The sequence below is a fragment of the Kitasatospora sp. NPDC056531 genome (assembly GCF_042794375.1).
In the GTDB taxonomy this organism is placed as follows: domain Bacteria; phylum Actinomycetota; class Actinomycetes; order Streptomycetales; family Streptomycetaceae; genus Kitasatospora.
Genome location: NZ_JBHTTU010000117.1, coordinates 1 through 14,758, shown reverse-complemented (window position 1 = coordinate 14,758; position 14,758 = coordinate 1). Strand labels below are relative to the sequence as shown.

General features: G+C 68.1%; 19 protein-coding genes and 1 pseudogene. 17 read left to right on the top strand and 3 right to left on the bottom strand.

The window, feature by feature from the left end; all coding sequences use genetic code 11:
* Window positions 1-92: 92 nt before the first annotated feature.
* The 4 genes and pseudogenes from ACFQ87_RS40380 to istB (ACFQ87_RS40365) all read left to right on the top strand — a co-directional run.
* Window positions 93-299 (top strand): annotated as a pseudogene (locus tag ACFQ87_RS40380) (IS3 family transposase); the annotation flags it as partial.
* Between the two features lie 168 nt (window positions 300-467).
* Complete coding sequence (istA, locus tag ACFQ87_RS40375; protein ID WP_380615945.1) at window positions 468-1,880, top strand: IS21 family transposase; 1,413 nt, start codon at window positions 468-470, stop codon at window positions 1,878-1,880.
* Window positions 1,877-2,137, top strand: a complete 261-nt coding sequence (locus ACFQ87_RS40370) for a hypothetical protein (RefSeq protein WP_380615944.1) — start codon at window positions 1,877-1,879, stop codon at window positions 2,135-2,137. Before istA ends, ACFQ87_RS40370 begins: the two co-directional genes overlap by 4 nt.
* Entirely contained in the window at window positions 2,134-2,904 is a 771-nt protein-coding gene (istB, locus tag ACFQ87_RS40365; protein WP_380615943.1) for an IS21-like element helper ATPase IstB, read from the top strand. Before ACFQ87_RS40370 ends, istB (ACFQ87_RS40365) begins: the two co-directional genes overlap by 4 nt.
* Window positions 2,905-3,066: 162 nt before the next feature.
* Here the strand turns inward: istB (ACFQ87_RS40365) and ACFQ87_RS40360 are convergent, their stop codons facing one another.
* Window positions 3,067-3,312 carry a hypothetical protein gene (locus tag ACFQ87_RS40360; RefSeq protein ID WP_380615942.1) on the bottom strand — a complete coding sequence of 82 codons (246 nt, stop codon included), beginning with the start codon at window positions 3,310-3,312 and terminating at the stop codon, window positions 3,067-3,069.
* 217 nt (window positions 3,313-3,529) lie between these two features.
* On the opposite strand from ACFQ87_RS40360, the gene ACFQ87_RS40355 reads away from it, so the two are divergent.
* The 9 genes from ACFQ87_RS40355 (at window position 3,530) to ACFQ87_RS40315 (ending at window position 9,840) form a co-directional block, all read left to right on the top strand.
* A complete protein-coding gene (locus tag ACFQ87_RS40355; RefSeq protein WP_380615941.1) occupies window positions 3,530-4,297 on the top strand; it encodes an IS3 family transposase in 768 nt (255 codons plus the stop codon).
* Between the two features lie 327 nt (window positions 4,298-4,624).
* Window positions 4,625-4,837: a hypothetical protein gene (locus ACFQ87_RS40350; RefSeq protein WP_380615940.1), complete on the top strand. Its 213-nt coding sequence runs from the start codon at window positions 4,625-4,627 to the stop codon at window positions 4,835-4,837.
* Between the two features lie 85 nt (window positions 4,838-4,922).
* On the top strand, window positions 4,923-5,462 hold the full coding sequence (locus tag ACFQ87_RS40345) for a DUF2716 domain-containing protein (RefSeq protein WP_380615939.1): 540 nt from the start codon (window positions 4,923-4,925) through the stop codon (window positions 5,460-5,462).
* 125 nt (window positions 5,463-5,587) lie between these two features.
* The gene (locus ACFQ87_RS40340) at window positions 5,588-5,935 is read left to right on the top strand and encodes a hypothetical protein (protein WP_380615938.1); all 348 of its coding nucleotides are present in this window, start codon (window positions 5,588-5,590) and stop codon (window positions 5,933-5,935) included.
* Window positions 5,936-5,950: 15 nt separating this feature from the next.
* Complete coding sequence (locus tag ACFQ87_RS40335) at window positions 5,951-6,208, top strand: hypothetical protein (protein WP_380615937.1); 258 nt, start codon at window positions 5,951-5,953, stop codon at window positions 6,206-6,208.
* Between the two features lie 116 nt (window positions 6,209-6,324).
* A complete protein-coding gene (locus ACFQ87_RS40330) occupies window positions 6,325-7,395 on the top strand; it encodes a tyrosine-type recombinase/integrase (protein ID WP_380615936.1) in 1,071 nt (356 codons plus the stop codon).
* Window positions 7,392-7,715, top strand: coding sequence for a helix-turn-helix domain-containing protein (locus ACFQ87_RS40325; protein WP_380615935.1), 324 nt, complete (start codon window positions 7,392-7,394; stop codon window positions 7,713-7,715). Before ACFQ87_RS40330 ends, ACFQ87_RS40325 begins: the two co-directional genes overlap by 4 nt.
* Window positions 7,716-7,863: 148 nt before the next feature.
* Complete coding sequence (locus ACFQ87_RS40320; protein ID WP_380615934.1) at window positions 7,864-9,252, top strand: hypothetical protein; 1,389 nt, start codon at window positions 7,864-7,866, stop codon at window positions 9,250-9,252.
* A 96-nt stretch (window positions 9,253-9,348) separates the two neighbouring features.
* Window positions 9,349-9,840 (top strand): DUF4265 domain-containing protein, encoded by a 492-nt coding sequence (locus ACFQ87_RS40315; RefSeq protein ID WP_380615933.1) that lies wholly within the window; start codon window positions 9,349-9,351, stop codon window positions 9,838-9,840.
* A 77-nt stretch (window positions 9,841-9,917) separates the two neighbouring features.
* Here ACFQ87_RS40315 and ACFQ87_RS40310 read toward each other — a convergent pair whose 3' ends face one another.
* Both ACFQ87_RS40310 and ACFQ87_RS40305 read right to left on the bottom strand, forming a co-directional pair.
* Window positions 9,918-10,577 carry a Fic family protein gene (locus tag ACFQ87_RS40310; protein WP_380615932.1) on the bottom strand — a complete coding sequence of 220 codons (660 nt, stop codon included), beginning with the start codon at window positions 10,575-10,577 and terminating at the stop codon, window positions 9,918-9,920.
* Window positions 10,567-11,298, bottom strand: a complete 732-nt coding sequence (locus tag ACFQ87_RS40305; RefSeq protein ID WP_380615946.1) for a hypothetical protein — start codon at window positions 11,296-11,298, stop codon at window positions 10,567-10,569. Before ACFQ87_RS40305 ends, ACFQ87_RS40310 begins: the two co-directional genes overlap by 11 nt.
* Window positions 11,299-11,605: 307 nt before the next feature.
* Between ACFQ87_RS40305 and ACFQ87_RS40300 the strand changes: the two genes are divergently transcribed.
* The 4 genes from ACFQ87_RS40300 (at window position 11,606) to ACFQ87_RS40285 (ending at window position 14,394) form a co-directional block, all read left to right on the top strand.
* The gene (locus tag ACFQ87_RS40300) at window positions 11,606-12,460 is read left to right on the top strand and encodes a hypothetical protein (protein WP_380615931.1); all 855 of its coding nucleotides are present in this window, start codon (window positions 11,606-11,608) and stop codon (window positions 12,458-12,460) included.
* Complete coding sequence (gene istB / locus ACFQ87_RS40295; protein ID WP_380615930.1) at window positions 12,457-13,254, top strand: IS21-like element helper ATPase IstB; 798 nt, start codon at window positions 12,457-12,459, stop codon at window positions 13,252-13,254. Before ACFQ87_RS40300 ends, istB (ACFQ87_RS40295) begins: the two co-directional genes overlap by 4 nt.
* A gap of 109 nt (window positions 13,255-13,363) precedes the next feature.
* On the top strand, window positions 13,364-13,861 hold the full coding sequence (locus ACFQ87_RS40290; RefSeq protein WP_380615929.1) for a hypothetical protein: 498 nt from the start codon (window positions 13,364-13,366) through the stop codon (window positions 13,859-13,861).
* 134 nt (window positions 13,862-13,995) lie between these two features.
* On the top strand, window positions 13,996-14,394 hold the full coding sequence (locus tag ACFQ87_RS40285; protein ID WP_380615928.1) for a hypothetical protein: 399 nt from the start codon (window positions 13,996-13,998) through the stop codon (window positions 14,392-14,394).
* Window positions 14,395-14,758 lie beyond the last annotated feature (364 nt).

Below are 14,758 nucleotides of genomic sequence, written 5' to 3'. Positions count from 1 at the left end.
GCCCGGATCTGATCGACGGATGCCTCACCCAAGCCGGACTGATCATGGATGGCTGACCCCGGCCAGCCCCCGACACCACTCATTCAATTTCAGTAGCGTTCATCGACGAGCACCGGGGCCGCTTCGGCGGCGTCGAGCCGATCTGCCGCGTGCTCACCGAGCACGGCTGCGGTATCGCCCCCTCCACCTACTACGCCCACCGCAAGCGTTTGGCCTCGCCGGCCGCCCGCACCGTGCGCGACGAGGAACTCAAGGAGCTCATCAAGGAGGTCTACCACGCCAACTACCGTGTCTACGGGGCCTGTCGGGGTACGACCTCATGTGCAGAGGTGCGTACGGGTTCAAATGCAGAGGTTTCCCGGCGTGTCGTGATGTCGGGTTCATGAAGTGGGTCACCCTTCGCTCGGGTGTGTGATGAAAGGAGCGAAAGGTGACCCGTCTCTATGATCCTGCAGACGGAGCGTTGGATGGACCTACGTCGTTTCCGGGCCCTGCGTGAGGCCGGGATGAGCATTGCCGAGATCGCCCGGGAGACCGGGACGAACTGGCGGACCGTCAAGAAGTACCTGGATCAGCCCGGGATCGTGGTGCCCGAACGCGGGACGCCGCGCAAGGGCTGCATCCCGCAGGTGATCGTGCCGTACGCGCCGGTGGTCGACGCCTGGCTGCAGGCGGACATCACGCTCAAGGGCACGGTGATCCACGAGCGTCTGGTCGACACCTACGGTTTCACCGGCCACTACCAGCGGGTCAAGATGTACCTGCAGGAGGCCCGGCCGCGCATCGCGGCCGAGCTCGGGCTGGGGCCGGCGGACATGGACGGACTTCACCGCCGGTTCGAGGTCTTCCCCGGGGCCCAGGCCCAGGTGGACTGGGGCGACGAAGGCGGGATCCTCACCCGGGCCGGCATCCGGAAGGTCTACTCCTTCCACATGGTGCTGTCCTACTCGAGGGACCCGTTCTGCTGCTTCACCACGAGCATGGACCTGGCGACGTTCTGGGACTGCCACCGGCGGGCGTTCGCGCACTTCGGCGGTGTCCCGAAGACGATCGTCTACGACCGCACGAAGACCGTGGTGCGGCGGCACGTGGCCCCGGGCCAGGCGGTCCCGCTGCATCCGGAAGCGGTCGCGTTCGCCGGGCACTACGACTTCGACATCGATGTCCTGGCGGCCTACCGTCCGACCGGCAAGGGTCGGGTCGAGCGGCAGGTGACGATCGTGCGCGACCACGTGCTGGCCGGACGCGGCTTCGCCTCGCTGATGGAACTGGACGCCGCGTTCGCGGCGTGGGTGCCGTTGCGGCGATCGCGCACCCACCGCACCCACGGGGAGGTGATCGGGGTCCGCGCGGCCCGCGACCACGCGGCCCTGCGGCCACTTCCGGCCCGTCCCTACATCGTCGCCGACCGGCACCTGCGCTACGTCGGCAAGGACTGCCTGGTCGCCTTCGAGGCCAGCCTCTACTCGGTGCCGGCCCGCCGGATCCGCCCCCGCCAGCTGGTCGAGGTCCGTTCTGGCCACGACACTGTCTCCCTGCACCTGCTGACCGCCGATGCGACCGGCTCCACCCTGCTCGCCGTCCACCCCCGGGCCGCCGTCCGCGGCCAGTGGGTCATCGACATGTCCCACTGGGGCGGCCTGCCCGACGGCCACACCCGGGCCGTCACCGCCGGCGACACCGCCGAACGGCACGCCGGCCGGGCCTCGGTGTCCTCCACGAGCCCGCTTCAGGACCTGCTGCACCGCACCGGAGCCGACCAAATCCCGGTCGGCAGACGTCCGTTGCAGTTCTACGACGAGATCGCGGGCGTCCGCCCGATCCGCCTGGCCCCGGTGCCGGGCACCACCGGCGCCACGACCGAGAAGGAAACCGCGTGACCGACCACCACGACCAGGCCGCCGCCCTGCCCGGCACCCCGGAGTACTGGCGGGAGTGGGCCCTGAACGCCGCCCATCTCCTGGAACTCACCGAGGAGTTCTTCAGCCGGGCCGGCGAGGACGTCCACAGGGCCCTGACGGGCTTCCTCACCGCCCGTGGGGAGCGTCCCGCCACCGCTCCAGGGGGCTTCACCGACGCGCTCGGCATCACCGCGCTGGCCATCCGCGACGATCTGACGGCTGGTGGGGCACGGTGAGCGAGCTGGTCACCCACCGCATTCGGGCCACCGCCGCCAAGCTCGGCCTGCCCCACCTGGCCTGCAGTCTGGACCACCTCACCAGCCGCGCGGACGCCGGGAAGATGGGCTACCTCGACTTCCTCGACCTCGCCCTGTCCGAGGAACTCGCCGTCCGCGACGACCGCCGCTTCCGCCAGAACCTGCGGCTGTCGAAGCTGCCACATCACAAGACACTGGACGACTACGATTTCGCCTTCCAGCCCGACCTCGACGCCCGCAAGGTCAAGGACCTGGCCACCCTCGCGTTCATCGAGACCCGCTCCAACGCCGCTTTTCTGGGCCCACCCGGGGTGGGCAAGACACACCTGGCCGTCGCCCTCGCGGTCGCGGCCTGCCGGGCAGGCTACTCGGTCTACTTCACCACCCTCGACGACATGGTCCGCAACCTCCGCGCCGCCGACGCCGTCGGTCGGCTCACCACGAAGATGCGAACCTATCTGCGCTCCAGCGTCCTCGTGATCGACGAGGTCGGCTACCAGACCCTGACCCGGGACGACGCGAACCTGCTGTTCCAAGTCGTCTCGAAAAGGTATGAAAAGGCCCCGATTCTGCTGACCTCGAACAAGACCTACAGCGAGTGGGGCCAGGTCTTCGGCGACGAAGTCATCGCCACCGCCATCCTCGACCGGCTCCTGCACCACTGCACCACACTGCCCATCAACGGCCAGAGCTACCGCCTGCGCAGCCAGCTCTCCACCCTCGAAGGCGCCCTGGCCGGCATCTGACCACCCGCGGTCACACCTCGGCCGAGGCGATCCACCCGCGCAGAGCCCACGCTCAACCTCGGTGGGCTCGACAGGACGATCACCTCGGCCGAGGCGCGCCAACACACGGACCCCAGTAATCGCTACTCGCAGCACCCCGTGCCGCATCCGCCAGCCGCAAGATCAACTATCGGAGCGGTCCCGGCCCGGATCGGGCGCGGCATTCGGCACGAAGAGGCTCCGCCGATAGGTGGTCGGCTGCATCAGGCGCCCACAGAACGTGTCCATTCGCACCGCCGTCCAGTCGATCTGCGTCTCCGACGCCCGGAGGCCGTGGATGTGAGCGCGCCATTCCGACTCGTCCTGTGTCTCGAAGAGCACGTCCCAGCGGCCCGCGCCGGGCGCGAAGCGATCGGCAGCCCGCCGCATCTCGTCCTCCTGCTGACGCCTTCTCTTCCGCTGCCCTGGCATCGGCCCAGCATCGCTGCCCTCCACCATCGCGGCAAGGCCATTACCTACCACCCGAGACCAGCAGGACGTTGATCACTTGCCCGACAGGACGAGAAGGCCCCGCGACGACGACCCCAGGACAGGGCCATAACTCATAATTCGTCACATATCAAGCACGTCGGCCCAAACTCTGCATATGAGCTTGTACTTCACTCTGCAGATGAAGTCGTACCCCGACAGGGCCCGGAAGATCTGGCGGGAGCTGGGCCGGCAGGGCCACGCGGTGGCCCGCTGTACGGTCGAGCGCCTGATGCGCGAGCTCGGCATCGCCGGCGCCGTGCGCGGCAAGAAGGTGATCACCACCATCGCGGAGCCGGCCGCCGAGCGCGCCCCTGACCTCGTGGACCGCCAGTTCGTCGCCGGCGCGCCGAACCGCTGCTGGGTCGCCGACTTCACCCACATCGCCACCTGGGCTGGAGTCGTCTACGTGGCCTTCGTCGTGGACACCTTCTCCCGGCGCATCGTCGGCTGGTCGGCCGCGACCTCCAAGGAGACCCGGCTCGTCCTGGACGCGCTGGACATGGCGTTGTGGCAGCGCGACCGTGACGGATTCCCCCACCAGCGAGGCGAGTTGATACATCACTCGGACGCCGGGTCGCAGTACACGAGTTTCCGGCTCGCCGAGCATCTGGACGCCGCCGGCATTGCAGCCTCGATCGGATCCGTCGGCGACGCCTACGACAACGCTCTGATGGAATCCACCATCGGCCTCTACAAAACGGAGCTGATCAAGCCCGGCCGACCCTGGAAGACCCTCTCCCAGGTCGAGCTCGCCACAGCCGAGTGGACCGACTGGTACAACCACCGGCGACTCCACGGTGAGATCGGCCACGTCCCACCCGCCGAATACGAGACCAACTACTACCTGGCGACCACGAAACCCCTGGTCACAGCCACAACCTGAGATCTCTACCGAACCCGGGGCGGTTCAGTCTGAGCACCACTCCGCGAAGCTGGAAACCCGGAGCCAGAAACGCCCCAGCATTCATCTCCCTGGATCCGGCAGGCCACTACAACATCTGGTCCGGCGATCCCTACACAAACTCGCCGACCCTGGTCCTCGAAACCCAAGATCCAACACAAGCCGCCGCCCAGCTCGAACAACTACTTGCCGCGTGGGCATGAGCCACCGAGAAGATCTCAACCTACGGCTGCCGTAGTAGGTGCAGGGTTGGAGCCCACGTAAACGGCGAGCATGCAGTAGTTCAGAGAAGCCTGTGTCAGGTGCCCTATGCTCCGCCTCGACCTGGCCCAGGAGCCCCGCCTGCTGGAGATCGAGACCAACACGCGCCAGCGCCTGGGAGAGGCTCAACGGATGCAGTGGCTCGGTGAGGTCGCCGGCCTGCAGGAGAGCCTGCGGCACATCGCCGACAAGAAGCAGCAGGCCGAACGTCTCCGAGCCCAAGCCGACCGCAAGGAAGACGGGGTCGCCGCTCTTGGTTAGTGCCACATCCGGCAACGCCGCCACCGTGAGGATCGGCTGGGTCCGACCACCGACCTTGCAACATTCATGCAGGTAGATTCTGCTCGTGAGCACTGACGCGCTTCGCCGCTTGACCGACCGGGAGTCCAGGGAAGTCTGGGACCGCTTCGACGAGAGGTTCGACTTCAAGCCCAGCATGAATGCCTTCCCCGCGATCACCGAGCCGATTCCGTCGGTGACCTGGAGCCTGGACGCACTTCACGACGATCCCAGTGACCGGAAACTCGATCACCTGGTTCGCCTCGTCCAAGACGGCCTGGCCACCTGCACCCCGCCCAGCACGACGTTGCTCGTCCTGGAATGGCAGCACACCAGCTACCGCCTGCGCCCCGACCTTCCCGCCTCCGACATGTTTCTGCCCGACGCACTGGGCGGCAACTTCCGGCCCGGGTGGCCACGCAGTCCCTATCCGGACGGCGACTACCCCATCTACCTGGCCGAGGACCTCACTTTCGGCACCTTCGGCCACCCGTGGGAGCACTCGCTCTGCGTGTTCGGAACCGACCTGCTGAATGAAGTTGCCACCGATATGGGCCAATTGCTCCTGACGGTTCTGCGCCGAGACGGCCAACCTACGACGGGCTGATCAAACGCACCCCAGCAACGGCCCCGGTGCGCAGAGCGTGGCGCCCTCCAGACCGAGGACTGCGCTGAGCTGCAATAGTTGGCGCCGAGCCAGGCGAATAGGCATGCGAACCGCAGGGGGAAAGAGTGGAGCGGATCACCGAGGACCAGGTCGCACAGCTGGTCCGTTTCGTGTTTGCACGAATCCCCGACCCGGCCTCACTTCAAGGCGAAGCCCGCCGCACGGCCACAGCCCTTCGCCTCGCCGCAGAGAAGCAGGTCGCGGCGGTGCGCTTCCACCGAGCCTCCCCGCCTGAGCAGGCGGCGGAGACCGAGCTGCACGCAACCGCATCATGGAACCTTCTGGTTGCCTTCTCCCAAATCTGGCACGACCACCCGGAGTTCCCTGCCGACGCCGCCATGGAGACCTTTGAGTTCGACTCCGAGTCGCCCCTCTCGACAACCGCGCACCGAAACCCGTTGCACGAGCGATAAGCCCTACGGGATTTGGTGCAGAGAAGCGTCTTCGCGTCCTGCGGGCAGGAGGCGCTCTTCGAGGGTCACGTGCACGCGCTGCGGACGCTGGGCGGGGTTCCGCGGAGCAAGGTCCGCTACGACAACTTGAAGGCCGCCGTCGCCCGGGTGCTGGGGCTGAGCCGGGCGCGGGTGGAGGCCGACCGGTGGATCGCCTTCCGGTCGCACTTTGTCCATGTTCCCGTGGGTTCATTGGTCGTGCCCAGTCCCGTGATGGCCTCAGCGGCTGCCTGATCTGCAGGTCTGTCTGGGCGGTACCCGCTCCAGGGAATGTCGTCTATACTTCAGGATTTCTGAAGTCTCCTCAGCTGTTATGGTGATGCCGCCGAAAAGCTGAAGGGGAGGGGCGGATGGCACTGGCTGTCGTGCACGACCTGCGGCCCAGTCTGCGGCTGGAGTCCGCCGAAGAGGTCGCCGCGTTCGAACAGGACCTGCTGGCGGAGTTCGTGCTCGCCCGCGCTTCCGCCGGGGTGTTGGACGACACGATCCGCGCGGACGTCGGCGGGGTCCTCGGGCTGCGGGAGTGGTTCGGCCGGCCGTTGTGGGAGATGCAGCCGCAGGACCTGGACCGGTACTTCGGCCGGCATCGCCGCGGCTCGGCACCAGGCACGAAGGTCCGCCAGGCCGCCGCGTTCGCCGTCTACTTCGAGTTCCTGGAGCTGAGACACAAGGCGACGATCCACGCGGCCACCGGCATGGTCGTCGAGTCGCCGCTCGACGAGGTCAACCGACCTCGTGGTGGCACCGCGTCCCGCCTTCGGATCCCGCCCTCGGCCGGGGAGACAGCAAGGCTGTTCTCGGGTTGGCGGGAAGACATGGAGGCCGCGCGCAAGTACGCGCCGACCGCGCGGAACTACACGGCCGCCCGTCTGACCAGCCTGATCGGCCCGCGAATCTCGGAACTGTGCCTGCTGAGGATCGGCGACGTCCGATGGGACCTCGGACGGTTCGGCAAGATCCTGTTCAAGGGCAAGGGAAGCGTCGGCCGGGGGAAGAAGGAACGGCTCGTCCCGCTGATCAACGGGTCTCGGGACCTGCTGGAGTGGTGGGTCACCGGCCCTCGCTGGGAGTTCGACGACAAGGCCGAGGACCCCTTGGCCCCGCTGTTTCCGTCCGAGCGCCGGTACGGCGACGGATCCAGCCGCGCGGTGACCGACGACGCGTTGCGGTCCGGGCTCGCCGAGGCGGTCGCACGCCATCTTCCGTACCAGACAGGCCAGTTGACGCCACACGTGCTGCGGCACTTCGCGGCCTCTGACCTCTACCGCAACGGCATGGAGGTCGTGGCCATCCAGGAGATCCTCGGCCACGAGTGGCTCAACACCACCATGATCTACGTGCATGTCGAGCAATCCCACGTCGAGGACGCGTGGGTCCGGGCCGGCCAGAGGGCCGCCGCGCGCTTTGGGAGGACACGGTGAAGTGGAACCTGCGGATGGTCGCCGCCCAGCGCGACGTCTGGAAGGCGTCCGAGCTGCAGAAGATGCTCGCGGACGCCGGATTGGTCATCTCGGCGGGCAAGATGTCGCACCTGTGGTCGGGGCGCCCACTGACCGTTCGCCTCGACGATCTGGACGTGATTTGCGCGGTGTTGCAGTGCACACCCGCTGACCTTCTGGTCCCCGAGCCGATCGACAACCGGCAGCTGGACGGCGTGGAGGAACAGGCCGAGCGGAAGGTGGTCGGCGGCAGCCCGGTTGTCCTCCGGCGCCGTCCCGGCCGGTCCGGGCCGCCGCTGTGAGCACGCCGATACGTCGCCGCCGTCCCTGGGCGACCCGCAGTTGCCGGGACTGCTTCGGCTGGGGTTGGCTCGATCGCCCGCGCTGCAAGGCGTGCTGGGGCTTCGTCGCCAAGGCCACCGGCGGTCACTGCGAGGTCTGCGACCGCCGGTGGCCGCCCAGGACGGCGTCTGCCGGCTCTGTCGGCGACAGGCCACCCTGATCGCCGGGCCGGACAACAAGACGCGCGTCGACTTGACGGCCGCCGCCCGCACCGGCCATCAGCTGTTCATCGTCGGCACCCTGCGTGCGCGCGGCGGCCCACGGCCCCGCCCGGAGCACCCCGCGGACCAGTCGCCGGGGCAGCTGCTGCACTCCGCCCGGTCACGCTGGAGGCAGCTACCGCTGTTCGAGATGGCCCGTGACTTGCGCGGAGTCAGCAGCATGGCACCGCTTCTCGATCCCGAACTGGCCGCCGTCCTGGAAGCACGCGCCGGACGGATCGCCGAGCTGAGAGGCTGGCCCCCTCGCACACTCGGCTCCGTCCGCCGGGGAATCCGCATCCTCTGCTCGGTTCATGCGGCCGGCGAGCCGATCAGAGCGTCCACGATCGCCCAGCTCACCCATAATGCGGTCCCCTCGAACCATGTCCTGGAGGTCTTCGAGGACCTGGACGTGCTGCTGGACGACCGGCCCGACACAGTGCAGGCCTGGTGCGACACACGCCTGGAGTTCCTCGCGGCCGGGATCCGGGCGGAGGTCGACGCCTGGGTCGCGATCCTGCGCAACGGCAGCCGACGTCGGCGCCCCCGCGCCCGGTCCACGGTCATCACCCAGCTCAGGTTGGTCCAGCCGTTCCTGCGCGAGCGGACGGCGGCTTACACAACCCTGCGTCAGGTCACCCGCGACGACATCACGAGCTGGCTCTCCGACCGCCCCAACCGAGTGCACGAGGCCAGTGCCCTGCGGAGTCTATTCGGCGTGCTGAAGAAGGAACGGCTCGTCTTCGCCAACCCAATGCGAGGGGTGAAAACGAGCGGGAACCACGTCTCGGTACCGGTTCCGCTCACCGGCCAGGAAGTCGACGCCGTCACTACCGCAGCTGAACAGGATCCCGCCCTGCGGGTGGTCGTCGCTCTCGCGGGCGTCCACGCGTTGCCCGCCCGCCGCATCCGCGCGCTTCAGCCGGACCAGGTCGACCTGCCCGGCCGGCGCCTGGATCCGGCTGGAAGCAATCGCCCGTTGGACGACTACACCGCCGAGGCGATCACCGACTACCTGGCCCACCGGCGTCGGCGCTGGCCCAACAGCACCAACCCCCACCTTCTGGTCAGCCGCAACACGGCCACCACCAAGACGGCCGTCGGCAATTTCTGGCTCGACCGGCTGGTCAATCGGCTCCCCGTCAGCCTGGACCGGCTCCGACAGGACCGAATCCTCGAAGAAGCCGCCGCCACCGGAGCCGACCCGCTCCACCTCGCCCACGTCTTCGCCCTCAGCGCCAAGGCAAGCCTCCGCTACACCACCGCAGTCGCAGAATCCGTCGCGGAACAGACCTGATGCAAGCCCTGAGCAGCCACTTCGACGCCCCGCTGGCAGCACGACCGAGTCGGCGCGGCATCATGTCACCGCAGTGACATCAGCCAGGGAGAGCATGTGATCGAGTTCATCGTCCACGACGACCCGGTCGGGCGCGCTCAGAGCAACTACATCGCCCATGCCGATCTGGCCCCCTTCGGGCTGGACGGGCAGAAGGAGCAGTTGTGGCTGAAGCCTCTCGACGACGGGACCTTCTCGATCGCCTGCATCCCGTTTCGCACCTACGGGCTGGCCCCCGGTGACCAGGTCGTCCTGTCGGACGCTGACGAGGTCGCTGAGGTGGTCGCCCTCTCCTCCCATCGTGTTCTGCGGTTGCTCTTCGTCCCGGGCCTGGCCCCGGCACAACTGAACGGGGCAGTCCATCGCATCAAGAACGAGATCGGTACGGCGGGACTGCTGAGTGAGTGGAGCGGTGACCGCCACGTCGCCGTCGACATCCCGCCCAATACGGATGCCTCCCGACTGTTCGCGATCATGGAACACGAGGTGACGGAGGGCCGAGCGTTCTGGGAATGGGCCGACGCCATGCCGTTCTCCGCACGCCCCTGAGCCGACCCACCAGTCCCGACTTCTTCCAGGTGTCGGCGTACACGGAGAAGTGCTCAACCGCCTACTGCTGAACGTGCTCACCTGTCGGCTTCGGCAGGATCCCTCTCACGCCGCCTGGTGGACCGGCTGTGAGTGGCGCGGATCAGTACGGTGATCAGAGCTGCCAGGTCGAGCGCGCCGTCCGGATCGTCTGCGTAACGCGTTGTCTGCAGCGGTCCCACTTCGTCCAGGCGTACCCCTTCCCGGTCCAGGACGTGGGCGAGGACCAGCAGTGCCAGGCGAGCGTTGCCGTCCGGGTAGGGGTGGAAGAAGGCGATGTCGAGGTACACCCTGGCGGCGCGGGCCGGCAGGGGCAGCGACGGATCGGCGCTCTGGCGCAGGTATGCGGCGAAGTCCTGCCAGGTGCGGGGCGTGAGCCCGTAGCGTTCCCGGCCGCCCTTGGCGTAGGCATCGCTCCGGCGCAGGTGAACCTCGTCCGCGCCGAGGACCAGCTTCTGCCAGTCGGCCAGGAGGGTCGTGGTGAGCGGTTCGCCGCGGGCGGCCGCGGCCCGGGATGCGGTCATCGCTGCGAGCAGGCGGTCGGCCCGGTTGGCGTTGCGGAGGCGGACCGGGCCGTTGAACCAAGCGGCGAGTCCGTCCACGGCCGGGCGTACCGGTGTCAGGTCCACTTCGGCGGCCGAGGACCAGTCGACCTGTTGCCTGACGAGGCACCAGGTGGCCAGCGCGTCATCGCTCACGGTAGAACCCGCGGCCGGTCAGGCCGATCGCCAGGTCCTCGCCGACCGTGTCGACCAAGGTCGTTGCAGGGGCGACGTGGCTCTTGAAGCGGCCGCCGATGGCAGCGTCGACCGCCTTCCGGACCTCGTCCGGTTCCAGGCCGGTGGAGGTGAGGAACCAGGCCAGCGTCGTCTCGCAGAGCCGGTACCACCCCCCTTCAGCATGGGTGCTATTGACGACCGCGGTGACCAGGCGGGTCACGGCGCGTTCCAGGTGCCAACTGTGGTCCTCGGCGTTCGCGTCTGGATGCGGTGCGAGTTGCTTGAAGCGCTCAGTGATGTCCTCCAACCAGTCACGCCACTCAAGCAAGCAGGCCACGACGCGCTCGGCGGTCTCCTCCGCCTCTCCGACCGAGTGCGAGGGGCAGCACCAAGTCTCAACGGGACCCCCGAAGTGGTTCGAATAGTCCCAGCCGCAGGCCCATCGGCCGTATCGGGACACCAAGAGCGCGGTGACCCGGTCGGTGAAGCGCCAGTCTGCCATCCGGTCCGGATCGGCCGCGTGGTCAGCCTCGGAGGGCACCATCGGGACGATCAGGGCCGTCAACCGTGCCGCCTCGCCCTCGTCCCAGTCGAAGGCGTTCCGGTGGGGGTCTGCGGCGGGCCACGGCAGGTCCCGAGCGAGTTGAATGGTCGTGGTGTGCCTCCGGAGTCGCACGTGACGGAACAACCGCCCGATCATGCCCACCAGGCGGGAACCTGTCACCCCAATTACTTGGCCCTGCCGCCGGCTGCCTACGGCTACCCGGGCGCGTTCACGTGTACCCGCCTGAGCACAGCCTTGCGTACGCCGATATCCAGGCCGAACACGGTCTCTCCATGCGGCAATCCCGCCCGAGCTTCCGTGGGTTCGTCCGGCCGACACTTCAGAATCCCTGAACTCGCGGAAGATCGGGATCGAGAGCTTCTACTGCCGGCCCGGCATCGAGGGCGCCCACGAGAAGGGCGGCGTCGAGGGGCAGATCGGCTACTTCCGCCGCAACCACTTCGTGCCGGTGCCGGAGGTCGAGTCGCTGGCGGAGCTGAACGAGCTGGTCGAGCACTGGGACCGGCACGACGGGCGGCGCCGGATCGGGTCCAGAGCACGGACGGTCGACGAGTACTTCGAGGACGAGCGCCCGCGGTTGTTGCCGCTGCCGGAGGAGCCGTTCGAGACGGGCCGGGTGTTCACTCCGCGGGTCGACCGCTACGGCCAGATCGTGGTCCGCACCAACCGCTACTCGGTGCCGGTGAGGCTGATCGGCAAGAAGGTCCGGGTGCTGCTGCACGCCTCCCACCTGATGGTCTACGACAAGAACGTGGAGGTGGCTCGGCACGAACGGCTGATCGCCAAGGGCAGCTGCCGGCTGGAGCTGGACCACTACCTGGAGGCCCTGGTCCGCAAGCCGGGAGCCTTCCCCGGCGCGACCGCGCTCGACCAGGCCCGCTCCGCCGGGAAGTTCACCCCGGTCCACGACGCCTGGTGGGCCGCGGCGGTCAAGGCGCACGGCGACGCCGAGGGCACCCGGGCGCTGATCGAAGTGCTGCTGCTCGGCCGCCACCTCGCGCACGAGCACATCGTCGCCGGCCTGGCCACCGCGTTGCGGGCCGGGGCCCTGACCGCGGACGCGGTCGCCTTGGAGGCCCGCAAGGCCGCCCAGACCGACGACGAACCCGCGGTCGCCGTCCCCACACCGCGGTCGACCACCGGGCCAGGGACGGCGACCGTGACGTTCCTGCACGAGTGGAAGCTCAACCACCTTCCCCCGGACACCAGGCCGCTGCCCTCAGTGACCCACTACGACCAGTTACTCCGACACCGCCGCGCCGGCGGCGGTGACCTGCGAGAGGGAGAAGCGCCATGAACCTGCCCCGCCAGCGGAACCTGACCGAGCAGGCCGCGACCACGGCCATCGACACCGCCTGCCGGCTGCTGCGGCTGCCGTCGATCCGAAACGAGTTCGCCGACATCGCCGACCGGGCGGTCAAGGACCAGATGACCTACCGCGGCTTCCTCGCCGAGCTGCTGATGGCCGAGTGCGACGACCGCGCCCGCCGCCGCTCCGAGCGGCGGATCAAGGCCGCCGGGTTCCCCCGCGACAAGTCGCTGCGGACCTTCGACTTCGACGCCAACCCCAACATCGACCCCGCCGTGATCAACACGCTCGCCAGCTGCGAGTGGATCAAGAAGAGCCAGCCGCTCTGCCTGATCGGCGACTCCGGCACCGGCAAGTCCCACATGCTCATCGCCCTGGGCACCGAAGCCGCGATGCAGGGCTACCGCGTCCGCTACACCCTCGCCACCAAGCTGGTGAACGAACTGGTCGAGGCCGCCGACGAGAAGCAGCTGAACAAGACCATCGCCCGCTACGGCCGTGTCGACCTGCTCTGCATCGACGAACTCGGATACATGGAACTCGACCGCCACGGCGCCGAACTGCTCTTCCAGGTCCTCACCGAGCGCGAGGAGAAGAACAGCGTCGCCATCGCCTCCAACGAGTCGTTCGGCGGCTGGACCAAGACCTTCACCGACCCGCGCCTCTGCGCGGCCATCGTCGACCGCCTGACCTTCAACGGCACCATCATCGAGACCGGCACCGACTCTTACCGGCTCGCCTCGACCCGGGCGCGGGCAGAGGAACCGGCGAAGGCCGGCTGACCGCCACGGGAACCTGCTCGACGGCCCTCCGGGCGGAGGGCCGTCACCCCTTCCGCTATGTTCTTCCGGGCTCGCGCCGGCGGGCCAGACGTGTATTTGAGGGGGAAACGTGCCAGGTGAGCGGCTTGATGCGGAGTGGGTCCGATCCTGGCGGGAGCAGGCCGACGCGGCGCTGACGAAGCTGATGCAGTCGTTCCTCCCGACGCACGGATTCCCACCCGGCCACAACGCCGTGACGCTCGCAACCGACGACAGCCACCAAGCGACGAGCGCGCTCGTGGACCTGAAGCCGATCCCCTCCGACCTGACCACGCTCTACTGGGTGATCAGCGAGGTTTCCCTGCCCGATGTCGATAGCGGCTACTTCGTCCACTCACCCGCGACGGTTGCGGAACACTTCCGCGAGTACGGCCCCGCACCGATCGACGGCGAGTGGATCGCACTGGTATTCGCCAGCGACGGCGGCGGCCACCTGTTCGCGATCGGCGACAGCGGGCAGATCTGGAAGTCCGCCACGGCTTCCTGGTTCGACGACTTTGACGTCGCCGCAGCGAGCTTGCAGGAGTTCCTCGAACAGCTCGGTGGACGGATCACCAACCAGCTCTGATCATCGGCCGAAGCGCAGACTGCTCTGGTCGCCGTCGGGTGACGTCATTTCTGGTGAACATCCGCAGCACTCAAGATCGCCAACTGCTGCCCAAACTGCTGACCAATCGCTGCTACTTCACGTGAACGAAGCCAGTGAGCGGCATCGTGGACCGCTGGCAGACCTGCATGGACATCGCGACCGAGAACGACGGTCTGACCACCCGCCCCTGGGACGACGAACCTTGGTGGCACCCGCTCTGGGTGCCCTGGGCCGAGAGCGCCGACGGCGGGGTACAGGTGATCGACCAGCGTCCCGGCCCGGACGAGGGGCGACTCGGCTGGGCCGGCCACGGCGGCGGGGGCGACTTCACCGACTCCTGGCCCGGCCTGGCAGAACTACTTCACGCCGTCGCGCGAGCGTTCCACGGCGGTGGAGGTGTCCGAGGACTGCACCCTTACCTCACCGCGCAGGGCGAGCTGTGGTGGGACGAGGAAGACTGCCACGAGCTGGACGGTCAGCCGCTGACACCCGCCCCGATCGGGCTGTCCTGACCGACAGTCACGACTCGAACTCAGCCAACCGCTCTTACTTCCCACCAACACCGAGCGGCGATCGCAGCACCTCGCGCTGCCAGCTCTCACCAACAATCGCTCTTCGTTCTCACCTACGCAGCCAGCCGGTTTGGGGTTCGCGCCTGCGGCGGACCGGCGGACCGGCGGCCCGCATCGGCTGCACATAGGCGCCACCGTTGGTGCGCTCCCGGCCACCACCTCGATGTGGTGGGCAGGGGCAAGTCGAGCAAGGAGTCCGCCATGACGACCACCCCGGCCGCGGGGCCGCCCACCCGAGACCCTGATCAGCTCTGGCGGGTGTGCATCGATGCGGTGTACGTCCCCCGCGAGACGCTCACCTACG